Raw genomic sequence first — 25,226 nt, 5'->3', positions numbered from 1 at the left:
CCCAGACGCGCACCGACACCCCAGCACCGACGATCCCCTCCGGACAGCCTGAGCGCGCAACGGATGCGGTGCAGGAGGATTCGCGACGCCTCGTCCTGGACCACCTCCGCGCGGTCACCCCCGCGCTCGAGTCCCTGGTGCAGAACGCCGGCACCCTCGCCGGGTGGGGTGTCGAGATGGCCGATCGGCTCATGGCAGGGCAGCGACTGCTCGCCGCAGGCAACGGTGGTTCGGCTGCCGAGGCGCAGCACCTCACCGCAGAGCTCGTGGGCCGCTTCGATGGCGAGCGCGAGCCCTTCTCCGCGATCTCGCTCCACGCCGAGAGCTCCGCGGTCACCGCGATCGCGAACGACTACGGATTCGACCACATGTTCGCCCGGCAGGTCAGCGCCCATGGACGGGACGGTGACATCCTGATCCTCCTGAGCACGAGCGGCAAGAGCCCCAACCTGCTCCACGCCGTCGACGCCGCCCGGGCGGCAGGCGTCACGACCTGGGCGCTCACAGGGCCTGGCCCCAACCCGCTGGCCGACCGCGTGGACGACTACGTGGCAATCGACGCGAAGTCAGCCAACGCCCAGGAGGGCCACCTGATTGCACTCCACGCGATCTGCCGGGCGTTCGACGCCGAAGTACACCGCCGGCGGGAGGCACAGCGATGAGGATCGTGGTGGTGGGCGACGTCCTGCTCGATACCGATCTCTCTGGCGGCGCGGGGCGGCTCTCGCCCGACGCGCCGGTGCCCGTCGTCGACGTCGACGCCGTGCGGCGCCGGGCGGGCGGAGCCGGTCTCGTGGCCCGCATGCTGCAGTCGGACGGGCACGACGCCGTCCTGGTCACCGTTCTCGGGGACGACGACGCGGCGGGACTGCTGCGCGCGGAACTCGACGGCGTGACCGTGGTCGCCGGGCCTTCAGGCGCGCCGACCCCGGTCAAGACCAGGGTCCGCGCTTCGGGACAGCCCGTGGTGCGCTTCGACGAGGGCTGCGCGACGCCGCCCGTGCCCGGCTGCACCGAGGAGATGCTCGCGGCACTCGAGCACGCCGACGCGATCGTCGCTGCGGACTACGGCAGGGGGTTGCTCGGGAACGACGAGCTCCGTGCGCGGCTCGAGACGCTTGCGGTGTCCGTCCCCGTGGTGTGGGACCCCCATCCATCGGGCGCGCGTCCGGTGCCGGGAGTCGCAGCGGTGACGCCGAACATCGGTGAGGCACTGCGTTTCGCCGACATCGCAGGTTCGGGCACCCAGGCCGCAGCGGCCGCCGCCGACGTCCTGCTCGAGAAGTGGGGCAGCCGCGCCGTCCTGGTGACCATGGGCGAACACGGCGCGCTCGTGGGAGCGAGGGGACTCCTGCCCCAGGTGGTGCCCGCCCCCCGCGTCACCGCTGCCGACCCCTGCGGGGCAGGCGACCGCTTCGCCTCCGCGCTCGCGGTCGGGCTCGCCCGGGGAGCTGCGATCGACGACGCGGCCCAGCAGGCGACGGAGGCCGCGGCGCACTTCCTCGGCTCCGGTGGCGTCGGATCCATGGGCCGGGAGCGGCCTGCAGCTCCGGAACAGTTGCCGGTCGACGGCCTGGACGCTCTCACAGTGGCACGCCGGACGCGGGAGGCGGGCGGGACCGTGGTGGCCACCGGCGGGTGCTTCGACCTCCTGCACGCCGGCCACGCGCGGACCCTTGCCGCCGCCCGACGACTCGGCGACTGCCTCATCGTCTGTCTCAACTCCGACGAGTCGGTGCGTGGTCTGAAGGGCGAGACCCGGCCGATCATCAAGCAGGAGGACCGCGCCGAGCTGCTCTCGGCTCTCGAGTGCGTCGACGCAGTCCTCGTCTTCGGCGAGTCGACCCCGGAGAATGCCATCTCGCGCCTGCAGCCGGACATCTGGGTCAAGGGTGGCGACTACGCGGCCGAGGACCTTCCCGAGGCCGCCCTCGTCGCCAGCTGGGGTGGCAGGACCGTCACCGTCCCCTACATCCCAGCCCGCTCCACCACCAAACTTGCAGCCGCGCTCGCCCGAGTAGGCTGACGGGCTGCAGAGACGGGCCCGGACCGATCCAGCCGGCCGGGACCAAGCAACGAAAGGAACAGCATGACCGAGAACGCAGGAACCACAGCAGGTACAGGATTCAACCCGGGACGCGTCCTGGTGACGGGCGGGGGCTCCGGCCTCGGAGCAGCCATCGTCCAGGGTGTGATCGCCGCAGGTGGCACACCGGTGGTGCTCGACCGCGACATCAGTCGCGTGACGGGCGTCAAGGCCTTCGAGGTCGACGTCGCCGACCGGGCGGCCGTGGAGGCGGCGGTGCGCGAGGCGGCAGAGATGATGGACGGCCTCGACGCCGTTGTCACCGCCGCCGGTATCGACCGCTGCGGAGCGCTCGACACGGTGCCCGCGGATCAGTGGGAGAAGGTGATCGGCGTGAACCTCATGGGCACGGCGTCGACCGCCCGTGCCGCGCTGCCCTACCTGAAGAAGACCCACGGGCGCGTCGTGACGATCGCCTCGACGCTCGGCATCAAGGCGGTCGGCGACGCGACGGCCTACTGTGCCTCGAAATTCGGCGTGATGGGCTTCTCGCAGGCCCTGGCAGCGGAGACCGCCGGCCAGATCGGCGTGACGACGATCATCCCGGGCGGTATGAAGACGCGCTTCTTCGACGATCGCGACGAGCAGTACAAGCCCCAGGACGACTCACGGCTGAACGACCCCGAGCGCGTCGCCGAGGCGATCCTGTTCGCGCTGTCGCAGCCCAAGAGCTGCGAGATCCGCGAGATGGTCATCGCCCACGCAGAAGAAGGCTCGTGGCCCTGAGTTCGGCCACGTCCGTGTAGACGGCGGCGGGCTGGACCGGCGCGACGAACGAGTCATCGTGCTCGCATCGTTCCGCAGTCCAGCCCACCTGGGTCACGTCCACCCCGCACACGGGGCAGTGCGTCACCCACGAGAAGTGCACGCGGTGGAGTGTGCGTCCGATCGCCCCGGCGTTGATCACGTTGCCGATCCAGTAGACGCCGACCGTCGGCGTACCGACCGCCTGCGCGAGGTGACGCGGCCCGCTGTCGTTGCCCACCATGACGGCACTGCGGTCCAGCACGCCGGTCAGCTCCCCGAGCGTCAGCTGACCGGCGAGCGAGCGCACGTTCGCCGTCGGATCGGCCTGGAGGGCCAGCCGGACGATGTCCTCCGCCGTCGGGACGTCCGTCTCGTCCCCGACCACCAGCACCTCGCACCCGTCCGCTGCCGCGCGCACCGCGACCTCCGCGAACGACGACGACGGCCATCTCCTGCGGGGGTCCGTGGCGCCTGGGTGAAGAGCGATCACGGCGCCCTCGCCGGTGAGTTGTGCAGCGCGGTCTGCTTCGGCCGGCAGCACGTGCACCCGTGGCTCCAGGTCCACGGGAACGGCGCCGGCGAGTCCCACCACCTCCAGTGCACGGAACACCTCGTGCTGGTAGTAGACGTACGGGATGGTGCGTTCCAGCGCTACGGCGTCCGGCGTCCGCGTGCCCACGGTGTGGCGCGCGCCGAGGCGCAGGAGAAACGGGTTCGAGTTCCGCCCGCCGCCGTGCAGCTGGACGGCGAGATCGAAGGAACCGCGTATTCCGGTGAAGAACCGCTCGACGGCTTCCGGGTCCTCGTCCCCCGGGCGTACGCCGGGAGAGAACGGGAGTTCCAGCACCGCCGACACCGGCCCTGGCCGCCCGGCGAGCAGCGCCGCATGCCCCGGCATACCGAGGAGGGTGATGTCCGCCTCCGGGTAGGTGTCCTTCAGGGCGGCGATGGCCGGCATCGCGAACATGAGGTCGCCGAGCCCTCCGCCGCGCAGGACGGCGATGCTCCGCACGTCCTCGAACGGCTCGAGCACCGGTCCGACCGACCTCGCGGTGTCCTGCCGTCCGCCGAAATCCGCCGTCGTATCCTGCTGCATCACGTTCTTCCCCGTTCATCTGCTGGTGCCATCGCCGGTACGGCTGCCCGCACGGACAGCAGTGCTCCTGCTGTCCATGCCTTTTTCGCTGCGGGTGGGCGGCCGCCTCTTCTCCTGGTGCCACACTATGCTAAGCGTGCTGATGGTTGCGTGAGCGGCGTAGAAATCGGACGGTGACGTGTGTGAACGGGCGCACGCTGGGTACGGAATCACTAGCCGCGCGGTGGGAACGAGCCGCGCCGGTACTCGACATCAAGGAGCGCAATGTCCATCAACTCCCAGGCAGACACTCTGCTTGATGTGCAGGCCGATCGATCGATCACGATCCATGACCCGCGGGACGGCAGTGAGGTCGGCACCTTGCCCTGCGTCGCTCGCGAGCAGGTGGCACTCGCCATCTCACTGGCGCGGACCGTGCAGCCGGAATGGGCCGCGACGAGCCCGGCGGACCGCGGTGCGGCCCTGCGCCGAGCTGCCGCCGCGCTGCGGAACGGCGCGCAGGAACTGGCGGAGTTGAACACGCGGGAGACCGGCAAGCTGCTCGAGGACTCGCTGGGCGGCATCGAGGCCGGGATCTCGACCCTCGAGCAGTATGCGGAACTGGGCCCGGTGCACCGTGGGCTGAGCCTCCGTGGCGCGGTCACTGCGACCGACTACACCGTCGCGGAGCCGCGCGGCGTAGCCGTGCTCCTGACGCCGTGGAACGATCCGGTGGCCGTCGCCGCCGGACTCATCGGTGCAGCCCTGGTCACCGGCAACGTCGTCATCCACAAGCCGAGCGAGCGCTGCCCCCACGTCGGCGAACTGCTGGGGCGCCTGCTCCAGCCCGCCTTCCCGGAGGGAGTCCTCACCACGCTGACCGGTGGCGCCGAGGTGGGCCAGATGCTGACCATGGAGACCGGCGTGGACGTCTTCGCCCACGTCGGCTCCAGCGCTACGGGAGCACGCATCGCGCGGACGGCGTCACTCACCGGTGCACACGTCATCCGGGAGAACGGCGGCAACGACCCGCTGATCGTCGACGCCGATGTCGATCCCGTCTGGGCGGCCTCACAGGCAGCACTGGGTGCCTTCGCCAACAGCGGCCAGATCTGCACCTCGGTCGAACGGATCTACGTCCACCGGGGAATCGCCGAGCCGTTCCTGGCCGCGCTCGTCGACGAGGCACGGCGGCGGAACGCCGGCGGAAATCGCCAGCCCCTCGTCGACCGCCGCATGCGGGACATCGTGGACGGGCAGGTCGGCGAAGCCATCCGGCTCGGCGCGGAATGCCTCGAGGGTGGTTCGGTGCCGGACGGGCCGGGCGCCCACTACCCGGCGACCGTCCTTGCCGGGTGCACCGAGGCGATGAACGTCATGACGGAGGAGACGTTCGGACCGGTCGCACCGGTGACCGTCGTGGAGAGCTTCGATGAGGGCCTCCGGCTTGCCGCGGGCGGCCCCTACGGCCTCGCCGCCTCCGTGCTGACGGGCAGCATCGCGCACGCCCAGCAGGCGATCGCCCGGCTCCCGGTGGGCACGGTCAAGGTGAACGCCGTCTTCGGCGGTGCGCCGGGCGGGTCCGCGCAGCCGCGGGGCATCAGCGGGGCGGGCTTCGGCTACGGACCGGAACTGCTGGACGAGTTCGCCCTCGTGAAGGTCGTGCACATCAGTGCGCCGCAGGAGGGTGCCTGATGGACGACGCGCGACGGAACGACCAGGCGGACCGTCCCGAGCTCCTGCCGGACGAGCGGGTGCCGGGCGTACACGACGCGGACGACATCGCCGGAGACCTCTCGGAGGTACGCGGCCTCGCGGCGTGGGTCCCCGCAGCCATCGCCGACCGGTCGCCGCGTGTGACGGTCGTCGGCGACGCGATGCTGGACGGCTGGTGGAGCGGAACCATCGAACGGTTCTGCCGTGAGGCGCCCGCGCCCGTCGTGGACATCACCCGGCGGGACTATGCCGCGGGAGGCGCGGCGAACACGGCGATGAACCTCGCCGCCCTGGGGGCGAGGGTCCGGATGTGCGGCCTGATCGGAACCGACGACGCCGGGCGCCGCCTGCGGGGAATCCTCGACGCCGCGGGCGTGGACACCACGGACCTCGTGCAGGACGAGCGGGTCAGCACCACCACGAAGTACCGGATCCTCGGTGGGGACCAGGTCATGCTCAGGCTCGACGACACGCACGACGGCCTTCCACCGTCCGCCATCACGTCGCTCGCCGCAAGAATTCCGGACGCGGTCGCGGGGGTTGATGCCGTCGTCGTGTGCGACTACGGGTCCGGCGCTCTGGGCGACGAGGTCCGCGAGGCACTCGGGCACGCCTCGAGGCTGGATCCAGGCATGCTCGTCGTCGTCGACGCGCATGACACCGCCGTGTGGTCCGCCCTGGAGCCGGACATCGTCACCCCGAATGCGCAGGAGGCCGCGCAGGTCCTCGCGACGCGCCTCGATCCGCGGTCCGACAGGGCTGCGACGGTGGCGGAACGGCGGACCGAGCTCCTCGCGGCCACGAACGCCGCCGCCGTCGTCGTCACCCTGGACCGTGACGGCACGGTGCTGCTCGGGCAGGACGGCGAGGAACACCGCACCTGGGCCAAGCCCGCCACCGAGAAGCAGGCCTCCGGCGCGGGGGACACCTTCGTGGCGAGCCTCACGGCTGCACGCGCGGTCGGCTTGCCGCTCACCACGAGCCTCGACCTCGCGCAGGCCGCCGCCGACGTCGTCGTGCACCGGCCCGGCACCTCCGTCTGCACGACGGCCGACCTGACGGGTCATCTCCAGCAGTTCGCGGACACGGCCCTGGCGACGGCCGACCTCCTGCGCAGGGTCGAGGAGGACCGCGCGGCCGGCAAGCGCATCGTGCTCACGAACGGCTGCTTCGACGTGCTGCACCGGGGCCACACCCGCTACCTCAACCAGGCGAAGCAGCTCGGCGACGTCCTCGTGGTGGCGCTGAACGACGACGACGGCGTCCGCAGGCTCAAGGGCCCCGATCGCCCCATCAACCCGATCGCCGACCGCGCGGGCATCATCGCGTCGCTGAGCTGCGTCGACTACGTCACCGTCTTCGGGACCGACACCCTGGTCCCGCTCATCGAGCTGCTGAAGCCGGACGTCTATGCGAAGGGCGGTGACTACACCGCCCAGATGCTGGAGGAGGCGCCGGCCGTCGAGGCCTGCGGCGGGAGGGTCAGCATCCTCGACTACGTGCCGGAACGGTCCACCGCGGCCGTGGTCCGGAGGATCCGGTCGACGCCCGTGGCGGGGGACGCGTCGTGACACTGCGCTGGTCGGGGGAGTGGGCCGTCGAAGCGCCCGCCGAGGAGCCCCTCGTGGATGTGCTGATCCCCTCCTTCGGGCGTCCCGCGGAACTCGCCGTCACGCTGTCGGGGCTCGCCGCGCAGGAGGGCGTACCGTTCCGCGTGATCGTGAGCGACCAGACCGAAGGGGAAGTGGCATCCTTCACGGCGCCGGCCGTGCGTGCCATGGTGCGGGTGCTCGAAGCCCAGGGACGGCACGTCCGCCTCGAGCGGCACCTGCCGCGCAGGGGGCTGGCCGAACACCGCGAGTACCTCCTGGGACTGGCACGCGCTCCGTTCGTCCTCTTCCTCGACAACGACGTCTGGCTCGAGCCCGGGTCCCTCGGCCGCATGTGCAAGGCACTGCAGGCTGCCGGCTGCGGCTTCGTGGGGTCCGCCGTGCAGGGTTTGTCCTACCTCGACGACCGTCGGCCCCATGAGCGGACCGAGTTGGCGCTGTGGCCCGGCAACAGGGTGCAGCCCGAGCGGATCCGCCCGGGAACCGCAGGGTTCGCCCGGTGGCCGCTCCACAACGCGGCGAACCTGGCGCATGCCGCCGCCGACCTCGCGGTACCGCCCGGTGAGTGGCTGCTGTACAGGGTCGCCTGGGTCGGCGGGTGCGTCCTGTTCGACAGGGAGTCCCTCGTGGAGTGCGGTGGGTTCGACTTCTGGGACCGACTGCCTCCGGAGCATGCCGGGGAGGACGTCGCCGCGCAGTGGCGCGTCATGGAGCGCTACGGAGGGGCGGGCATCATCCCGTCGGGAGCCGTCCACCTCGAGGCGCCCACCACGGTGACGGACCGTGAGATAGACGCTGCCCACGTGATCCTGGGCCAGTGACGGTGCTCTCCGACCGGGAGCACCACCGTGCAAGGTAACCGATACGAAGGAGCACCACATGGCAGATCCGAGCCCGATCGACATCCAGAAGGCACTGGGCGGCATGGAGTATCCGGCATCGAAGGAGGACCTCGTCCAGCACGCGAAGGACAAGGGCGCCGACGATGCGGTCGTGGACACGCTCAACGGCCTGCCTGACCGCGAGTTCGACTCGCCGACGGATGTGAACAAGGAAGCGTCCAAGTAGAACCGCACCGATGACGGCACTTCCGACGCACTGCCGGGGAAGTGCCGTCATCGGCGGGGGCGGGAATGACGGCATAAAGAACCAGGCATCGCACGATGGCCGGCAGGCCGGGCCCGAGGACCACGGGGACCGGACGGGAGCGTCGGGCGGGGAGGCCGTGCTGTCCGTCACCATCCTCGCGGTCGCCTTCGTCCTCGAGGGGATCTCCTTCACGCAGGCCTTCCGGTGGGCGAAGAAGGCCGGGCGCGAGCGGGGCACCACCACGTTGCAGAGCGTCTCAACCACGTCGAACCCCACGCTGCGTGCGGTGTTCGCGGAGGACGCGGCGGCGCTGATCGGCCTCGTGATCGCGTTCCTCGGGATCCTGCTGCACCAGCTGACCGGATCCCCGGTGCCGGATGCCGTCGGTTCGATCCTCGTGGGGGTTCTCCTCGGCGTGATCGCCCTCGTCCTCATCGACCGCAACCGCCGCTTCCTCGTCGGCCAGGCCGTGTCGCCGTCGACGCTGGAAGCCGTCGCCGCCCGGCTGACGGCCCACAGCAGCATCGAGCGGGTGACCTACCTGCACCTCGAGTACGTGGGCCCCGAGGGCCTCTACCTCGTGGCCCAGGTAGACCTGGTGGGCGACCGCCGGGAGCACGACGTCGCGGTGTCACTCAGGGCCGTGGAGCGCGACATCGAGCAGCACGAACGGATCGAGGAAGCCGTTCTCACGCTGTCCACGCCCGACGAACCGGCTCTCTCCTTCCCGGCGGGGAGCGGGGCCGACGCCGGAGGAGCCTGACGCCCTGAGGCTCCGACGCCCCGGAACACGGCAGCGGCTCGGCGTGTCAGACGCCGGTGGCGTCCCCGGCCGTGTCCACGGGAGCCGGAGTCGACCCTGCCACCGCCGCATCCTGCGAGGACCCGCCGGCGATGTTCACCATCCAGGTGATCCCGAAGCGGTCGACGCACATACCGAAGCTGTCCCCCCACGGTGACAGGGCGAGGGGCACGATCTCGCTGCCGCTGAGCGAGAGTGCCTCCCAGTAGCGGCGCAACTCGGCCTCGTCGTCGCCGCTGACCGACAGGGAATGCCCGGCCGGGGCCGAGTACTCCATGCTGTTCGGCGTGTCCGCGGCCATCAGGACCTGACCGGAGGGAGTGGTCAGCATCGAGTGCATGATCTTGGACTGCTCCGCGGGGTCCTCGCTCACCTGGTACTCGGCGAAGGTGCTGCTCTGGAGTTCCCCGCCGAACACGGACTGGTAGAACTCCATCGCCTGCGCGGCGGTGTCCTTGAAACTGAGATAGGTGTTGATCGTCGCTGCCATGGTGTCCGCCTCTGACCGGTGGCTCTCGCCACGCTCGATGGGTGCCGGTGATGGTTGCGATTATGGTCCAGCCGGGCCGTCCAGGGAAGGGCAGGACGACGAGGGCCGCAGGGTTCTGCAACCGGGGAACCTTGGCGGCGTGGAGCCGTGGAGCCGTGGAGCCGTGGTGCCGTGGAGCCGTGGTCCGCAGCGTCCGGGCGATCAGGAGGGCGTCGGCTCGGGGCGCGCGCTGATCGCGCCTGCGACTTTCTCCTCCAGCGATGTGATCGTGGCGTCCGGCAGGACGATGAGGCCGTCCAGTTCGCGCCGGGCACGACGGTAGGCCGTCTGGCGCTCGGCGGCGGTGGCGGCGTCGTCGATCGCCACCGTCACGAGCTTCCGGGCCGTCTCCAGCCGTTGCCGCTCCTCCACGCTGAAGCCGCTCGCCCGCACGCGGCGGGCCTCGGTCTCGGCCACCTGGAAGGCGACGTCGTACGAGGTGACGGCGGACCGGTAGTCGGAGAGCTCCTCGGCAGTGACCGTGGTGGGATCCTCGGGCCGGAGGGAGTCCGCTTCCCGTTTGGCCCGGAGGAAGGCGACCGTCAGGGGCTCCCTGACGTCGGTCATGGTCGGGTAGTCGATGAGCTTCGCCGCGTCGAGCTCGTAGGACAGCCATTTCCTGTCGATCTCGTCGTGGAGACGCGCGACCTGCTGTACGTTCCGTTCGTTCCCGCGTTCCGGCCGCTCCTGACCGTGCGCGGGGTGCTCGGTCGACCCGTGCCCCTGGACGGCACCCGGATGCTTCAGGCGGTACAGCTCCATCCTGCGCTGGTGGCGGCGCTCGCTCGCCTCGGTCCAGGACCGTCCCCACACGGCGAACACGCCCGAGAGCGGGAAGACGAGCCACCAGTAGTGACCGGCGAAGGACAGGATTTCGTTCACGCGTCCATGGTAGGCCCGGATACCGGCGGGGCGCCGGGCCGATCAGTCCCCGGTCCGCTCGCGGCCCGGATGCTGCCTTCGCGTCCTCCGGAGGAGCGCCGCCAGGATCAGCCCGCTGACGAGGAGATGCAGGACCGAAAGGGACGGAAGTACCGTCAGGAGCAGGGCGGTGACGAGGCCCAGCAGGACCGCGACCTGCAGGAACGAGAGGTAGTGGGCCGGGATGGGTCGGGGCCACGGATGGAATTCGATGGTGGGCGGCGCGTCGGCGGCCTTCCTGAACATGGTGTCCTCCGGAGTCGGATACCTGCCATCGTGCAGGAATCCACGGCGCCCGGGCAACGGGTATCCAGCACGCCCTGCGGGCTTGACCGGACCGGAAAATCGCCTGGAGGACGGAGAAAAGACGAATCCCCGTCCTCCAGGCGGCGAGACCTGATGAACGGGGATTCGAGGTGCACCCCTCGGGACTTGAACCCGAAACCCATTGATTAAGAGTCAATTGCTCTGCCAATTGAGCTAGAGGTGCGTGGCGTTTTCCCTCCCGATTTCACTCGCTCGGGTCATCCGCAACAGCATGAAACTCTACCAGTACTTGAGCCGAAACCTTAAATCGGGGTGGCTCTGCCGGTCCGTAGGGTCCCAGATCGATGGTGGCAGACCCCGCGGTGTCCACTCTGTGGAATCGACGGACGCCACGACGCCCCGGCGCTAGGCTGGCGCCATGACGAATCCCGCTCCGGCCAGACACGACTACTCGGACACGGCACGCCAGGAGGTCCGAACCCTGAGCGTCCCGTCCGCTGAGTTGCGGAATGAACTGGCGGGCGTCTCGCCTTTTGTCGAGGTCGTCCTCTGGGACTTCCTCGACGCGCCAGAGGAGTTCGATCTGACGGAGCTCGACGCCGCCGTCCTGCCCTACACCGGCCGCGCCCACCTGGATGGCGCGCTGGACTCCGCTCCCAATCTGATGCTGGTCCAGACGCAGTCCACGGGCTACGACGGGGTCGCGGACCTGGTGGCCCCGGAGGTAGCGATAGCGACGGCGGCAGGGGTGCATGCGGCGGCGACCGCGGAGCTGGCCGTCGGACTCGCCCTCGCCTCGCTGCGTGGCATCGACGACGCCGTGCGCCAGCAGGGGGAGGGCCGATGGCACAGCGCCCGCTATCCCGGGCTGGCCGACCGTCGGGTCCTCCTCGTGGGTGTGGGTGGAATCGGCGAGGAGATCCGCAAGAGACTCGCGCCGTTCGAAGCGACCGTGACGCGCGTCGGCAGCGCGGCGCGCGACGACGAGTTCGGGCACGTCCACGGCTCCGACGAACTCGTGGCGCTCGCTCCGCACCACGACGTCGTCATCGTCATCACGCCGCTGACCGAGGCGACGAGGGGCCTCATCGGCCGGGACGTGCTCGCGGCTCTGCCGGACGGAGCGCTCGTGGTCAACGTGGCCAGGGGTGCGGTGGTGGACACCGGGGCGCTCACGGCGGAGGTGGTGGCAGGGCGCCTCATGGCGGCTCTCGACGTCGTGGATCCTGAACCACTGCCCGAGGGACATCCGCTGTGGAGCGCGCCCGGTGTTCTCATCACACCGCACGTCGGAGGGAACACGGAGGCCTTCCCGCCGCGGATCCTCGCGCTGCTCAAGCGTCAGGTCGAACGGCTCGGAAGCGGCCGGGAGCCGCTGAACCTCGTGCGGCGGGGCCCCTGGGAATAGCGCAGTCCGGCTCACAGGGCCGCGGGGCTCATGCCATCGAGATGAACGACTCCATGAACGCCCTGAAGTCGGTCACGTCGTCGTCCTGCGCAAGCCGCAGGGGACTGCCGGGACCGATGTCGAGCACGGGGGCTTCCGAGACACCGAAACGGAAGGCGCGCCCGGTGCTCGTGCCCACCTCGTAGCTGTCATCGCCGTCCCACTGCAGTGCGTGGGCGAGGTTCGTCATGTTGACCTCGATGGGCACACCGGCGCTGGTGATGGCGGTGAGGTCGACGGGCGCGATCATGAGCTCGACGGGCTTCCACCTGTACCCGATCACATAGCCGGTATCCGTCGTGACTGCTTCCCCCCGCCCGGGATGGCGTGCTGCGAACACGAGGTTGTAGTCGCCGTAGTTGGGAATCTGGGCGTCGAACACGCGCCGGAGGGCGTTCTTCAGTCCCTGCCCGCCGTCGAGCGGTGGAGCGGGGTCGCGGGGCTCGTCAGGAGTCATGTCACGCCGTTGCGGTAGGAGGCTGTCGGACGCGTCCCCTCGGGGACTGCTCGCGGTGCGCTCGGCCGGCGGGCCGGAATCGCCCGCGAAACCCACACTGTACCGGAGGCTCGACCCACGGCACGAGGAGCCGCGCGGGAGCTCCGGGCTTCTGTCTCCGTCGCGGGGGGGTTGTAACAGGAGGGTCATACGGCGAAACGGGCCTGTAACGCGGGCCTAGACTTGGACCCATGAGCGCGGAAACAACCCCAGACATCAAGCCAAGAAGCCGGGTCGTCACGGACGGCATCCATGCGGCACCGTCCCGCGGGATGCTGCGAGCCGTGGGCATGGGCGACGACGACTTCGCGAAGCCGCAGGTCGGCGTGGCAAGCTCCTGGAACGAGATCACTCCCTGCAACCTGTCGCTCAACCGCCTGGCGGAAGGCGCCAAGGAGGGCGTGCGTGACGCGGGCGGGTTCCCCATGCAGTTCGGTACGATCTCGGTGTCCGACGGCATCTCGATGGGCCACGAGGGAATGCATTTCTCGCTCGTTTCCCGTGAGGTCATCGCTGATTCGGTGGAGACGGTTATGCAGGCCGAACGCATCGACGGGTCGGTGCTCCTCGCCGGGTGTGACAAATCGCTTCCGGGCATGCTCATGGCGGCGGCCCGCCTCGACCTCGCCTCCGTGTTCCTGTACGCGGGCACCATCATGCCCGGCTTCGCGAAACTCGAGGACGGCACCGAGAAGGAGGTCACCCTCATCGACGCCTTCGAGGCGGTCGGAGCCTGCGCTGCAGGCAGGATGAGCCTCAAGGACCTCGACAGCATCGAGCGCGCCGTCTGCCCGGGCGAGGGCGCGTGCGGTGGGATGTACACGGCGAACACGATGGCCTGCATCGGCGAGGCCCTCGGGATGTCCCTGCCGGGCTCGGCAGCGCCGCCCTCGGTCGACCGCCGTCGCGACACGTTCGCGCAGAAGTCGGGCGAGGCGGTCGTGAACCTGCTGCGCCTCGGCATCACGGCCCGCGACATCATGACGAAAAAGGCGTTCGAGAACGCCATCGCAGTCACCATGGCGTTCGGCGGCTCGACGAACGCGGTGCTGCACCTGCTGGCGATCGCCCGCGAGGCCGAGGTCGAACTGACGCTCGACGACTTCACGCGGATCGGTGACCGGATCCCGCACCTCGGCGACCTCAAGCCCTTCGGCCGCTACGTCATGTTCGACGTCGATAAGGTGGGCGGCGTGCCGGTCATCATGAAGGCACTGCTCGAGGCCGGCTTGCTGCACGGGGACTGCCTGACGGTGACCGGCAAGACCCTTGCGGAGAACCTCGCGGAGATCGATCCGCCGGACCTCGATGGCAAGATCCTCCGCGCGCTCGACAACCCGATGCACAAGACCGGTGGCATCACGATCCTGCACGGTTCGATGGCTCCCGAGGGCGCCGTCGTCAAGAGCGCGGGTTTCGATGCCGACGTCTTCGAGGGCACCGCGCGCGTCTTCGAGCGCGAGCAGGGGGCGCTCGACGCACTCGACGCCGGCGGGATCCACGCGGGCGACGTCGTCGTGATCCGCTACGAGGGGCCGAAGGGCGGGCCCGGCATGCGGGAGATGCTCGCGATCACCGGCGCGATCAAGGGTGCCGGTCTGGGCAAGGACGTGCTCCTGCTGACCGACGGCCGCTTCTCCGGAGGAACGACCGGCCTCTGCATCGGCCATGTGGCCCCGGAGGCGGTCGACGGCGGTCCCATCGCCTTCGTCCGTGACGGCGACCGCATCCGCGTCGACATCGCAGCCAAGAGCTTCGACCTCCTGGTCGACGAAGCGGAGCTCGAGCGGCGCAAGGAGGGCTGGGCGCCCCTGCCGGCCCGCTATACGAAAGGCGTCCTGTCGAAGTATGCAAAGCTCGTGCACTCCGCGTCCAAGGGTGCGTACACGGGCTAGGGGTGGCAGAGGGGGATCCGGGCCGGAGGAGGAACTCCGGCCCGGATCGTGCCGACCAGGAGGGTGACGTCCACTGGTCGGACAGCCTGTCCACGATGCGAGACGGGGACAGGTGCGGTTGACACCGTTTCGACGGGGCGTGGAAACTACAGGTATGCAGCTCGAACCCGTAGTCGTCGTCCTTATACAGCGCGTGGCCTGAACCCCGTCCGGTAGACGACTACAGTCACGCGCAACCCCTCGCAGAGCCTCATACGGCTGAGGGGTTTTTTTGTTGACACAACCTGTCGGCAGGGAAGCCCGTGGAAGTCCGTCCGCAGTCATCGCTGCAGCAGTGCAGCACCCGTTCCAAAGGAAGTCTCAGATGTCCAAGGGATCGCCCATCAGCCCAGCGCTGCTGGCAGCAAGGCCAGCACCTCCCGCAGCACCCGCGCGTGAGACGGCCTCCGTCGTCCCTGTGAGCGCGGTTCGCGGCCCGAACAGGGTCGTCCCGCCCACCGAGATGCTCGGCTCGGCGGCGATCGTCCGATCCCTCGAGGAGCTCGGCGTCGACGACGTCTTCGGCCTCCCCGGCGGAGCCATCCTCCCGACCTACGACCCGCTGCTGGCGTCGACGAAGCTCCGTCACATCCTCGTCCGCCACGAGCAGGGAGCCGGCCACGCGGCACAGGGGTACGCCATGGTGACAGGGCGTCCCGGTGTCTGCATCGCCACGTCGGGTCCCGGCGCCACCAACCTCGTGACGGCGATCGCCGACGCCCACATGGACTCGGTGCCCATGGTCGCCATCACCGGCCAGGTCTCCAGCGCCTTCATCGGGTCGGATGCGTTTCAGGAGGCGGACATCGTCGGCATCACGATGCCGATCACGAAGCACTCGTACCTCGTCACCAAGGCCGAGGACATCCCGCGCGTCCTGGCCGAGGCGTTCCACATCGCCACGACCGGACGTCCCGGACCCGTGCTGGTCGACGTCGCCAAGGACGCCCAGCAGTCGTCCATGACGTTCTCCTGGCCGCCCAAGGTGGACATCCCCGGTTACCGGCCCGTCGTCCGCGGGCACTCCAAGCAGGTGCGCGAGGCCGCACGCCTCATCGGTGCCTCGCAGCGCCCCGTGTTCTACGTCGGCGGCGGCGTGGTCAAGGCGCATGCCTCGGTCGAGCTGAAGGAGCTCGCCGAGCTCGTCGGCGCCCCGGTGGTCACGACCCTCATGGCGCGGGGTGTGTTCCCCGACTCGCACGACCAGCATGTGGGAATGCCGGGCATGCACGGCTCGGTGTCCGCCGTGACGGCGCTGCAGCAGGCGGATCTCCTGATCACCCTGGGTGCGCGCTTCGACGACCGCGTGACAGGCGTGCTGTCCAGCTTCGCCCCGCATGCGAAGGTGATCCACGCGGACATCGATCCTGCCGAGATCTCCAAGAACCGGACCGCGGACGTCCCCATCGTCGGCTCGGTCAAGGAGATCATCCCTGAACTGACCGCTGCGGTACGCGAGGCGTTCGACGCACAGGAGCGGCCGGACATCTCGGCATGGTGGAAGACCATCCGCCACCTGCGCGAGACGTACCCGGTCGGTTTCACCCAGCCCGACGACGGCCTGTCGGCTCCGCAGCAGGTCATCAAGCGCATCGGCGAGTTGACCGGACCCGAGGGCGTCTTCGTCTCGGGCGTCGGCCAGCACCAGATGTGGGCTGCCCAGTTCATCCAGTACGAGCGCCCCCATGCCTGGCTCAACTCGGGCGGCCTGGGCACCATGGGGTACTCCGTCCCCGCCGCGATGGGTGCCAAGGTGGGCAACCCGGACCGCGTCGTCTGGGCGATCGACGGCGACGGCTGTTTCCAGATGACCAACCAGGAACTCGCGACCTGCGTCATCAACAACATCCCGATCAAGGTCGCGGTGATCAACAATTCGTCGCTCGGCATGGTGCGGCAGTGGCAGACGCTCTTCTACGAGGGCCGCTACTCGAACACGGACCTCAACACGGGCCACGACACCGTGCGCGTCCCGGACTTCGTGAAGCTCGCCGACGCATACGGTTGCGTCGGCCTGCGATGCGAGCGGGACGAGGACATCGACGCGACCATCGAGCAGGCACTGGCCATCAACGACCGCCCGGTCGTCATCGACTTCGTCGTGAGCCGCGACTCGATGGTATGGCCGATGGTGCCCTCGGGCGTCAGCAACGACCTCATCCAGATCGCGCGCAACATGACCCCCACATGGGAACAGGAGGACTGACGGTGGCACGACACACCCTTTCCGTGCTCGTCGAGGACGTGCCCGGCGTCCTGACGCGAGTCGCCAGCCTGTTCGCGCGGCGGGCGTTCAACATCAACTCCCTCGCGGTCGGACCGACCGAGGTAGCGGGCATGTCCCGCATCACCGTTGTGGTGGAAGCCGAGGGTGACCTCCTCGAGCAGGTCACCAAGCAGCTGAACAAGCTCATCAACGTCATCAAGATCGTCGAGCTCACCTCGGAGCAGTCCGTGCAGCGCGACCACGTCCTGATCAAGGTCAGGGCCGACGCCGCGACGCGCCTGCAGGTTACCCAGGCCGCGGACCTGTTCCGGGCCTCCGTCGTCGACGTGTCGATCGACTCGCTGATCATCGAGGCCACGGGCACCCCCGAGAAGCTCTCGGCGCTCCTGTCCGTGCTCGAGCCGTTCGGCATCCGCGAGATCGTCCAGTCAGGCACTCTCGCGATCGGCCGAGGTGCGAAGTCGATGAGCGACCGCGCCCTGCGCAGCGCCTGAGGCACCCTTCCCAACCCTTTCCAGCATCACCCACCCCAAGGAGAAACACCCGTGACCGAGATGTTCTATGACGACGACGCAGACCTTTCCATCATCCAGGGCCGCACCGTGGCAGTCATCGGCTACGGCAGCCAGGGCCACGCCCACGCCCTGAGCCTCAGGGACTCCGGCGTCGACGTGCGCGTCGGGCTGAAGGAAGGATCGGCGTCGCGCGCCAAGGCCGAGGCCGAAGGGCTGCGGGTGCTCTCCGTCGCCGAGGCGACCGCCGAAGCGGACCTCATCATGGTGCTGACCCCCGACCAGGTGCAGCGGCACGTGTACAAGGACGACATCGCGCCGAACCTGCAGGCCGGTGACGCCCTGTTCTTCGGCCACGGCTTCAACATCCGCTACGGCTACATCCAGCCGCCGTCGGACGTCGACGTCGCCCTCGTGGCCCCGAAGGGTCCCGGCCACATCGTCCGCCGCGAGTTCGAGGCCGGCCGCGGCGTCCCCGACCTCATCGCCGTCGAGCAGGACGCCTCGGGCAAGGCCCGCGACCTCGCCCTGTCCTACGCGAAGGCGATCGGCGGCACCCGCGCGGGGGTCATCGAGACCACCTTCACGGAGGAGACCGAGACCGACCTGTTCGGCGAGCAGGCCGTTCTGTGCGGCGGTGCGTCGCAGCTCGTCCAGTACGGCTTCGAGACGCTGACCGAAGCAGGCTACAAGCCGGAGGTCGCGTACTTCGAGGTGCTGCACGAGCTCAAGCTCATCGTCGACCTCATGGTCGAGGGTGGTATCGCCAAGCAGCGCTGGAGCGTCTCCGACACGGCGGAGTACGGCGACTACGTCTCCGGCCCGCGCGTGATCACCCCCGAGGTGAAGGAGAACATGAAGGCGGTCCTCGCGGACATCCAGAACGGTGCCTTCGCCAAGCGCTTCATCGACGACCAGGATGCCGGCGCTCCCGAGTTCACGGCGCTGCGCAAGAAGGGCGAGGATCACCCGATCGAGAGCACGGGCCGCGAACTGCGCAAGCTCTTCTCCTGGATCAAGACGAACGACGACTACACCGAGGGTTCGGTCGCGCGCTAGCGCCAGCCCCCTTCGGTCCTTCCGGCAGGACACGTGATCGACGCTCAGTGACGAGCACGTGCCCTGCCGGAGTCGTGTCCGCTCCCGTCCGGCTCCCGGCCGGTGTGCTCGCGACACCGTCCGAGGACGTCCGACACCGCTGATTCCGTTCGATCCCGCCTGATCCCGCCTGATCCCGCCAGTTCCCCGCAGAAGGAAATCCCGTGACCACCAAGCCCGTCGTCCTCCTCGCCGAGGAACTCTCACCCGCAACCGTCGAAGCGCTGGGACCCGATTTCGAGATCCGCAGCACCGACGGTGCCGATCGCACGCAGCTCATCGCGGCGCTGGCGGACGTCGATGCCGTCCTGGTGCGCTCGGCGACGCAGATGGACGAGGAGGCCATCAGGGCTGCACCGAAACTGAAGGTCATCGCACGCGCCGGAGTGGGCCTGGACAACGTCGACATCAAGGCGGCCACCCAGGCCGGCGTCATGGTCGTGAACGCTCCGACGTCGAACATCATCTCCGCCGCGGAACTCACCGTCGGTCACATCCTCAGCCTCGCGAGGAATATCCCGCAGGCCAGTGCGGCTCTGAAGGCCGGGGAGTGGAAGCGCTCGAAGTACTCGGGCACGGAGTTGTACGAGAAGAACATCGGCATCATCGGCCTGGGCCGCATCGGTGCACTGGTCGCGGCGCGGCTGCAGGGGTTCGGCACCCAGATCCTCGCGTACGACCCCTATGTCACCTCGGCGCGCGCAGCGCAGCTCGGGGTGCGCCTCGTGTCCCTGGACGAGCTGCTGCGTGAGTCGGACTTCGTGACCATCCACATGCCGAAGACGCCCGAGACCGTCGGCATGCTCGGCGCCGACGCCTTCGCCCTGATGAAGGACAGCGCGTACGTCGTCAACGTGGCGCGCGGAGGGCTCGTCGACGAGGAGGCGCTGCACACCGCGCTCGAGCAGGGCCAGATCGCAGGCGCAGGCGTCGACGTCTTCGTGAAGGAGCCCAGCACCGATCTTCCGTTCTTCGCTCACGACAGCGTCGTCGTCACGCCGCACCTCGGGGCATCCACGGAGGAAGCCCAGGAGAAAGCGGGCATCTCCGTCGCGAAGTCCGTGCGCCTCGCACTCGCGGGTGAACTCGTACCCGACGCCGTGAACGTCGCGGGTGGCGTCATCGACCCGGCGGTGCGCCCCGGCATCCCGCTCATGGAGAAGCTGGGTCGCATCTTCACGGCACTGACGCACGCCTCCCTGACACAGATCGACATCGAAGTGGCCGGCGAGATCGCCTCCCTGGACGTCAAGGCCCTGGAGCTCGCCGCGCTCAAGGGTGTGTTCACCGATGTCGTGTCCGAACAGGTCTCGTACGTCAACGCCCCTGTCCTCGCGGAGCAGCGCGGCGTCACCTCCCGGCTCGTCACCACCCCCGAGTCGGAGGAATACCGGAACGTACTGCGCCTGCGCGGCGCTCTGTCCGACGGGTCGCAGATCTCGGTCGCCGGGACCCTGACCGGGCCGAAGCAGGTCGAGAAGCTCGTCGGCGTGAACGGCTACGACCTCGAGATCCCGATCAGCGATCACCTCCTGGTGCTGCTGTACACCGACCGGCCCGGCGTCATCGGCGCCCTCGGACGCCTCCTCGGGGAGCGCGGCATCAACATCGCCGGCATGCAGGTAGCCCGCAACAAGGAAGGCGGCCAGGCGCTGTCGCTCCTGACCGTCGACAGCTCCGTGCCACAGGATGTCCTCGACGCGATCCGCGCCGAGATCGGCGCAACGGTTGCTCGGGAAGTGGATCTTCAGGACTGACGGAAGGGCGACGATGGCGACCCACCATGTGCCCGCGGCGCCGGGAACGGCCACGCAGGTCCTGTCGCGGGACACCCCACCCGTCCTGCGTATCGAGCCCGGCGACCGTGTCGTCGTCGAATCCCTCGACGCGTGGGGGCACCTCGAACGCCAGGGATCGCCGGGAGCGGTCACGCCCTACCGGTTCGAGCACCGTCGGGGCCATGCGCTGACCGGACCGATCGAGGTGGCCGGTGCCATGCCGGGGGACGTGCTGTCGGTCCGCTTCAAGACGCTCGAGACCGCCGAGTGGGGCTGGACGGCGGCCGGACGCCGCGATGACGCCTTCATGCGCAGTATGGGACTGGAGGGCACCGATCCGGCCTGGCTCCTGTGGGAACTGGACAGCGGGGCCGGAACGGGCACGAACCAGTACGGGCACGTCGTCCGGCTCGCCCCGTTCCTCGGCGTGGTGGGGCTCCCGCCGATCGAGCCGGGCGAGCACTCGACGACGCCGCCGCGCACGCAGGGCGGCGGCAACATCGACTGCCGTGAGCTCACGGCCGGCTCGACGCTGTTCCTGCCGGTCACGGTGCCCGGCGCGTTGCTGCACCTCGGTGACGGTCACGCGGCACAGGGCGACGGCGAAGTGGGTGGCACCGCCATCGAGTGCGGCATGACGACCACGCTCACGGTCGACGTGGCCCGGGATGCGCCGCTCGGCAGCATCCACGCGGTCACTCCGACGTCGCGCATCACGTTCGGGTTCGACGCGGACCTCAACCGGGCGACGGCTGAGGCGCTCGGTGCCATGCTCACCTGGCTCCAGCATCTCCACGGGGTGGAGCGGAAGGTGGCGCTCGCCCTCGCCAGCTCCGTCGTCGACCTCCGGGTCACCCAGATCGCGAACCAGACGTGGGGCGTCCACGCCGTGCTGGCGATCGACGCCGTCGGGCAGGGCTGACCGGGGACGGACCTTCGCACTTGGGTAAATACGCACCGACCGGGGTAATTTCATAGGGTGACCTCCGCAGACGCAAAGCCCTCGTTCTATATCACCACGGCCATCTCCTACCCGAACGGGGTGCCTCACATCGGGCATGCCTACGAGACGATCGCCGTCGACGCCATGGCGCGGTTCAAGCGGCTCGACGGCTTCGACGTCATGTACCTGACGGGGACGGACGAGCACGGGCTCAAGATGCAGCAGGCGGCTGATCGCGAGGGCATCCCGGTCCGCGACCTCGCCACACGGAACGCGTCGGCGTTCCGGGACATGAACGATGCCGTCGGCACCTCCTACGACCGCTTCATCCGCACCACCGATGAGGACCACTACGCCGCAGCGACCGAGATTTGGAAGCGCATGGAGGCGAACGGGGATATCTACCTCGACAAGTACGCCGGCTGGTACTCCGTGCGGGACGAGGCGTTCTGGGGCGAGGACGAGACGGAGGTCCGCGAGGACGGCGTGCGGTACGCGAAGGAGACGGACACAGAGGTCACCTGGACGGAGGAGGAGAGCTACTTCTTCCGTCTCTCGGCATATCAGCAGAAGCTGCTGGACCTCTACGAGGCGCAGCCGGAGTTCGGCGCACCCCAGCCCCGGTTCAACGAGGTCATCTCGTTCGTCAAGCGCGGACTCGAGGACCTCTCCATCAGCCGCACGACCTTCGACTGGGGTGTGCCGGTTCCGGGCAATGACCGCCACGTCATGTACGTGTGGGTGGATGCGCTGACCAATTACCTCACCGGCGTGGGCTTTCCGGACATCGACTCGGAGCGCTTCCGGAAGTTCTGGCCTGCCGACGTCCACGTGATCGGCAAGGACATCTCCCGCTTCCACGCCATCTACTGGCCGGCATTCCTCATGTCCGCCGGGCTGGGGATTCCCAAGCGCGTGATGATCCACGGTTTCCTGCACAACCGTGGCGTGAAGATGTCCAAGTCGCTCGGCAACACCGTTGCCCCTGCTGACTGGGTGGCCCAGTACGGCCTGGATCAGGTGCGCTTCTTCCTGCTGCGCGAGGTCCCGTTCGGTGCAGATGGCTCCTACAGCCACGAGGCGGTCGTCGGACGCATGAACTCCGATCTCGCGAACAACTTCGGGAACCTGGCGCAGCGATCGCTCTCGATGGTCGCGAAGAACTGCGGCGGAGCGGTGCCCCGGCCGGGCGACCTCGCGCCCGCGGACACCGAGATCCTGGAGCAGGCGCACGCACTGCTCGAGGCGAGCCGGGTGGCGTACGACAAGCAGGAGTTCTCCCGCGCGCTCGAGAGCGTGTGGGCGGTTCTCGGGGACACGAACGCCTACTTCGCGGACCAGCAGCCCTGGGTGCTCCGCAAGACCGATCCCGAGCGCATGAACACCGTCCTGTACGTGACGCTGGAGGTGCTCCGGGTGGTGGCGATCCTTGCCCAGCCGGTCATGCCGACCAGCGCCGGGCAGATCCTCACCGCACTCGGTCAGGGAACGGGGAGCGACGACGCCAGCCGCCTCTTCAGCGCGATCGCCCGCAGGATCGAGCCCGGAACCGCGTTGCCCGCGCCCTCGCCGGTGTTCCCCAAGTACGAAGAACCTGCGGAATCCTGACGGGCAGGAGCGGAGACGGCGTCAGCCCATCAGGAAGCGTGCTGACGCCGTCTCCGTCATGACCCGCGCCACGGTGTCCTGCTGCCGCTTGGACGCCTCGAGCAATCGCGCGAGGACCGTCCGGTCGAGGACATCCTCGCCGGGAGTGGCCCCGGTGTCGGGGGAGAGGGCGAGCAGCGTGGCCCACAGGGCTTCCTTGCCGCGCAGAAGCGACTGAAGTGCCTCGAGCTCGAGCTGCGCTCCGGCGGTCTTCTTCCGGCGCGTCGGATTCAGCGGATCCAGTTCGGCGACGACGGACATCACGCGGGCGAAAGCCATCTTGAGGAGGCTCGGCCGGTGGCCGAGGGCCTTGATCAAGCGCTTCAGGAACGCCCGCTCCTCACCGATCTCCTGCCGAAGCCGTGAGAAGTCCTCCTCGTACGGCGTCCCCGCCCACGACACCCGGGCCGCCCCGAAGAGCCGCACGCCGTTCGTGGCGCCGACGAGATGCAGGTCGAGGTAGGGCAGGAGCGTGCCCAGGTCCAGCTGTCGTACCGGAATGCCGTCCGTGGCGCGCGTCATGAGCGTTCCTTCCGTGGAATCTTCAGCACATCACCCTACGGCAGCATGATCCAGGAGCGGAAGCGTGACGCCGACCGACGTCCCCACGCCCAGCGTCGAATCGATCGAGATGGTCCCGTGGTGCGCTTCGAAGGTCTTCTTGGCGATGGACAGTCCTACTCCGGCCCCCGGCAGCGACTGCTGCGCATTCGAGGCCCGGTGGAAGGAGTCGAAGAGGCGCGGCAGATCCTCCGCGGGGATTCCGATTCCGGTGTCCCTGATCACCAGGACCATCTGGCCGTTGTCGGGCTCGACCATCAGGTCGACGAACACACTGCCGTCCGCGTGGGTGAACTTGAGTGCGTTCGACAGCAGGATGACGATGGCGGCGGAGAGCTCGTCACGATCTCCGGAGACGGTGACAGGGTGGTCCGGGAGCGAGCATGCCAGGTGTATCCCACCGGTCGAAGCCTGCAGCGCCAGGCGGTCGGTCAGGTGCGACACCAGGTGCACGATGTCCACGGGCCCGTGCTCGGACGCGTCGGTCTGCTGCGCCGAGAGGGCCGAGATGTCCTCGATGAGCTGACTCAGCTTCACCGCGTTGCGCTCGACGGCCTGCAGCATGGTGCTCGCTTCGGGCGGCAGCTCGCCGCCGGCGCCGTCGATGAGCATCTCGAGGTACCCGGAGATCGACGCCAGCGGGGTCCGGAGTTCGTGGTTCACGGTGCCGACGAAATCGGTCTTCGCCTGGTTGAGCGCACGCAGCTTGCGCACCGCCTGCTGCTGCCGCGAGATGAGCTGGGCCTGGATCAGTCCGTGGGCGAGGTTGCCGAGGACGTGCTGGGTGAGCGCACCCTCGAGTCCCGACCGGGCCGAGGGTGCCGTGTCATTGACGACCCAGAGCAGCCCGAAGGGAGTGTCGCCCTCGCCGAGCGCGGCCACGAATCCGCTGGCGGTCCGATCATCACCGAGGCCGTCCCGGAGCCAGGGCGGCACCGCGACGCCACCGGCCCCGGCAGGTCCGGTGTGGAAGGGCACGGTGGTGGCATCCTCCCACAGCCGCAGCGCCAGGGTGAGGGCGGCATCCTGGTGCTCCGGCTCGGGGGTGGCAGGGCTCGAGCGGGTTGCGCCCGGTCCGCTGGTCCAGCTGCTGCTCCCGACGCCGACGCGTTCGTCGTCGAAGATCTGCAGCGCGAGGTGGCGGGCGCCCAGCGCCCGCCCGATCCCCGGAAGGAACTGGTCGATCATCACGGCCGGGTCGTTCGTGGCCCTGATCCTGGCTGAGATGGACCTCATGTCCTCGCGCAGCTGCGACGAGAGTGCCCGCTGCTCCTCGTGCCGGCGGCGTCGCGAGATCATGGCACGCGTCCGGTGCAGCAGTTCCACGGGGTCCACCGGGCGGAAGACGACGTCCGAGACGTAGGGCGCCAGCGTCGCCGGCAGCGCGTCGACGCCGCCCTCCGGAAGGAGGACGATGACCGGGAGGCCGGAGAGCTCCGGATGTTCGCCGACCACCTCGGCCAGGGAACCGGCGTAGGCGAGCGCGAGGTCCAGGTCCACCAGCAGGATGTCGGGTCGCGTGACGAGGACCTCGTTCAGCACGTCCGGTGCCGTGGCCACGGTGGTCGAGCGGTGACCGTGGCTGCCGAGGACGCGCTGCATCTCGGACCGCTCCTGCGCCGACGGGGACGCGACGACAGCGAGCGCTTCACCGCGAGTCCCTCCTACCTCGTGCTGCCCCACGGCGTCCTCTCCGACCTCTCCTGCAATGCTCCTAATATAGGCCGTCGGCCGAGGTCGG

General features: G+C 69.1%; 23 protein-coding genes and 1 tRNA gene. 16 read left to right on the top strand and 8 right to left on the bottom strand.

Going from position 1 to position 25,226, the window contains the following annotated elements:
- Nucleotides 1–68: 68 nt before the first annotated feature.
- The 3 genes from CXQ96_RS10585 to CXQ96_RS10575 all read left to right on the top strand — a co-directional run bounded on the left by CXQ96_RS10585 (nt 69) and on the right by CXQ96_RS10575 (nt 2,812).
- Nucleotides 69–662 carry an SIS domain-containing protein gene (locus CXQ96_RS10585; protein WP_258059058.1) on the top strand — a complete coding sequence of 198 codons (594 nt, stop codon included), beginning with the start codon at nt 69–71 and terminating at the stop codon, nt 660–662.
- Nucleotides 659–2,026 (top strand): PfkB family carbohydrate kinase, encoded by a 1,368-nt coding sequence (locus CXQ96_RS10580; protein ID WP_104118008.1) that lies wholly within the window; start codon nt 659–661, stop codon nt 2,024–2,026. Before CXQ96_RS10585 ends, CXQ96_RS10580 begins: the two co-directional genes overlap by 4 nt.
- 63 nt (nt 2,027–2,089) lie before the next feature.
- A complete protein-coding gene (locus CXQ96_RS10575; RefSeq protein ID WP_104118007.1) occupies nt 2,090–2,812 on the top strand; it encodes an SDR family oxidoreductase in 723 nt (240 codons plus the stop codon).
- On the opposite strand, the gene CXQ96_RS10570 is transcribed toward CXQ96_RS10575, so the two are convergent.
- The gene (locus CXQ96_RS10570) at nt 2,778–3,929 is read right to left on the bottom strand and encodes a glycosyltransferase family 9 protein (RefSeq protein WP_104118006.1); all 1,152 of its coding nucleotides are present in this window, start codon (nt 3,927–3,929) and stop codon (nt 2,778–2,780) included. The genes CXQ96_RS10575 and CXQ96_RS10570 overlap by 35 nt on opposite strands.
- Before the next feature lie 264 nt (nt 3,930–4,193).
- Here CXQ96_RS10570 and CXQ96_RS10565 point away from each other — a divergent pair, with 264 nt between their 5' ends.
- The 5 genes from CXQ96_RS10565 to CXQ96_RS10545 are packed head-to-tail and all read left to right on the top strand — an operon-like array spanning nt 4,194 to nt 9,086.
- A complete protein-coding gene (locus CXQ96_RS10565; protein ID WP_104118005.1) occupies nt 4,194–5,603 on the top strand; it encodes an aldehyde dehydrogenase in 1,410 nt (469 codons plus the stop codon).
- A complete protein-coding gene (locus CXQ96_RS10560) occupies nt 5,603–7,195 on the top strand; it encodes a PfkB family carbohydrate kinase (protein WP_104118004.1) in 1,593 nt (530 codons plus the stop codon). Before CXQ96_RS10565 ends, CXQ96_RS10560 begins: the two co-directional genes overlap by 1 nt.
- Nucleotides 7,192–8,055, top strand: coding sequence for a glycosyltransferase family 2 protein (locus tag CXQ96_RS10555; RefSeq protein ID WP_104118003.1), 864 nt, complete (start codon nt 7,192–7,194; stop codon nt 8,053–8,055). The genes CXQ96_RS10560 and CXQ96_RS10555 overlap by 4 nt, the downstream gene beginning before the upstream one ends.
- Before the next feature lie 58 nt (nt 8,056–8,113).
- Nucleotides 8,114–8,302, top strand: coding sequence for a DUF2795 domain-containing protein (locus CXQ96_RS10550; protein ID WP_104118002.1), 189 nt, complete (start codon nt 8,114–8,116; stop codon nt 8,300–8,302).
- Nucleotides 8,303–8,312: 10 nt separating this feature from the next.
- Nucleotides 8,313–9,086, top strand: a complete 774-nt coding sequence (locus CXQ96_RS10545; protein WP_146070858.1) for a cation diffusion facilitator family transporter — start codon at nt 8,313–8,315, stop codon at nt 9,084–9,086.
- 46 nt (nt 9,087–9,132) lie between these two features.
- Here CXQ96_RS10545 and CXQ96_RS10540 read toward each other — a convergent pair whose 3' ends face one another.
- The 4 genes from CXQ96_RS10540 to CXQ96_RS10525 form a co-directional block, all read right to left on the bottom strand.
- Nucleotides 9,133–9,615 carry a VOC family protein gene (locus CXQ96_RS10540; protein ID WP_104118001.1) on the bottom strand — a complete coding sequence of 161 codons (483 nt, stop codon included), beginning with the start codon at nt 9,613–9,615 and terminating at the stop codon, nt 9,133–9,135.
- 201 nt (nt 9,616–9,816) lie between these two features.
- Entirely contained in the window at nt 9,817–10,536 is a 720-nt protein-coding gene (locus CXQ96_RS10535) for a hypothetical protein (protein WP_104118000.1), read from the bottom strand.
- A 42-nt stretch (nt 10,537–10,578) separates the two neighbouring features.
- Entirely contained in the window at nt 10,579–10,821 is a 243-nt protein-coding gene (locus CXQ96_RS10530; RefSeq protein ID WP_146070857.1) for a hypothetical protein, read from the bottom strand.
- A 171-nt stretch (nt 10,822–10,992) separates the two neighbouring features.
- Nucleotides 10,993–11,065 (bottom strand) — tRNA-Lys (locus CXQ96_RS10525).
- Between the two features lie 195 nt (nt 11,066–11,260).
- Here CXQ96_RS10525 and CXQ96_RS10520 point away from each other — a divergent pair.
- A complete protein-coding gene (locus tag CXQ96_RS10520; protein ID WP_104117998.1) occupies nt 11,261–12,250 on the top strand; it encodes a 2-hydroxyacid dehydrogenase in 990 nt (329 codons plus the stop codon).
- A 28-nt stretch (nt 12,251–12,278) separates the two neighbouring features.
- Here the strand turns inward: CXQ96_RS10520 and CXQ96_RS10515 are convergent, their stop codons facing one another.
- Entirely contained in the window at nt 12,279–12,746 is a 468-nt protein-coding gene (locus CXQ96_RS10515) for a hypothetical protein (RefSeq protein ID WP_104117997.1), read from the bottom strand.
- A gap of 230 nt (nt 12,747–12,976) precedes the next feature.
- Here CXQ96_RS10515 and ilvD point away from each other — a divergent pair, with 230 nt between their 5' ends.
- The 7 genes from ilvD to metG all read left to right on the top strand — a co-directional run bounded on the left by ilvD (nt 12,977) and on the right by metG (nt 22,885).
- A complete protein-coding gene (ilvD, locus tag CXQ96_RS10510; RefSeq protein WP_104117996.1) occupies nt 12,977–14,680 on the top strand; it encodes a dihydroxy-acid dehydratase in 1,704 nt (567 codons plus the stop codon).
- A gap of 364 nt (nt 14,681–15,044) precedes the next feature.
- Complete coding sequence (locus CXQ96_RS10505; RefSeq protein ID WP_104117995.1) at nt 15,045–16,925, top strand: acetolactate synthase large subunit; 1,881 nt, start codon at nt 15,045–15,047, stop codon at nt 16,923–16,925.
- Nucleotides 16,926–16,927: 2 nt separating this feature from the next.
- Nucleotides 16,928–17,440 carry an acetolactate synthase small subunit gene (gene ilvN / locus CXQ96_RS10500; protein ID WP_104117994.1) on the top strand — a complete coding sequence of 171 codons (513 nt, stop codon included), beginning with the start codon at nt 16,928–16,930 and terminating at the stop codon, nt 17,438–17,440.
- 51 nt (nt 17,441–17,491) lie between these two features.
- The gene (gene ilvC, locus CXQ96_RS10495; protein ID WP_104117993.1) at nt 17,492–18,517 is read left to right on the top strand and encodes a ketol-acid reductoisomerase; all 1,026 of its coding nucleotides are present in this window, start codon (nt 17,492–17,494) and stop codon (nt 18,515–18,517) included.
- Between the two features lie 203 nt (nt 18,518–18,720).
- A complete protein-coding gene (gene serA / locus CXQ96_RS10490) occupies nt 18,721–20,313 on the top strand; it encodes a phosphoglycerate dehydrogenase (RefSeq protein ID WP_104117992.1) in 1,593 nt (530 codons plus the stop codon).
- 13 nt (nt 20,314–20,326) lie between these two features.
- A complete protein-coding gene (locus CXQ96_RS10485; protein WP_104117991.1) occupies nt 20,327–21,256 on the top strand; it encodes an acetamidase/formamidase family protein in 930 nt (309 codons plus the stop codon).
- A 57-nt stretch (nt 21,257–21,313) separates the two neighbouring features.
- Nucleotides 21,314–22,885 carry a methionine--tRNA ligase gene (gene metG, locus CXQ96_RS10480; RefSeq protein ID WP_104117990.1) on the top strand — a complete coding sequence of 524 codons (1,572 nt, stop codon included), beginning with the start codon at nt 21,314–21,316 and terminating at the stop codon, nt 22,883–22,885.
- Between the two features lie 21 nt (nt 22,886–22,906).
- On the opposite strand, the gene CXQ96_RS10475 is transcribed toward metG, so the two are convergent.
- Nucleotides 22,907–23,446: a hypothetical protein gene (locus tag CXQ96_RS10475; RefSeq protein WP_104117989.1), complete on the bottom strand. Its 540-nt coding sequence runs from the start codon at nt 23,444–23,446 to the stop codon at nt 22,907–22,909.
- A 30-nt stretch (nt 23,447–23,476) separates the two neighbouring features.
- Nucleotides 23,477–25,168: a hybrid sensor histidine kinase/response regulator gene (locus CXQ96_RS10470; RefSeq protein ID WP_181036428.1), complete on the bottom strand. Its 1,692-nt coding sequence runs from the start codon at nt 25,166–25,168 to the stop codon at nt 23,477–23,479.
- Nucleotides 25,169–25,226: the final 58 nt, after the last annotated feature.

This window comes from Arthrobacter sp. B1805 (genome assembly GCF_002929745.1).
In the GTDB taxonomy this organism is placed as follows: domain Bacteria; phylum Actinomycetota; class Actinomycetes; order Actinomycetales; family Micrococcaceae; genus Arthrobacter_D.
This window is presented reverse-complemented; position numbering and strand designations above follow the sequence as displayed.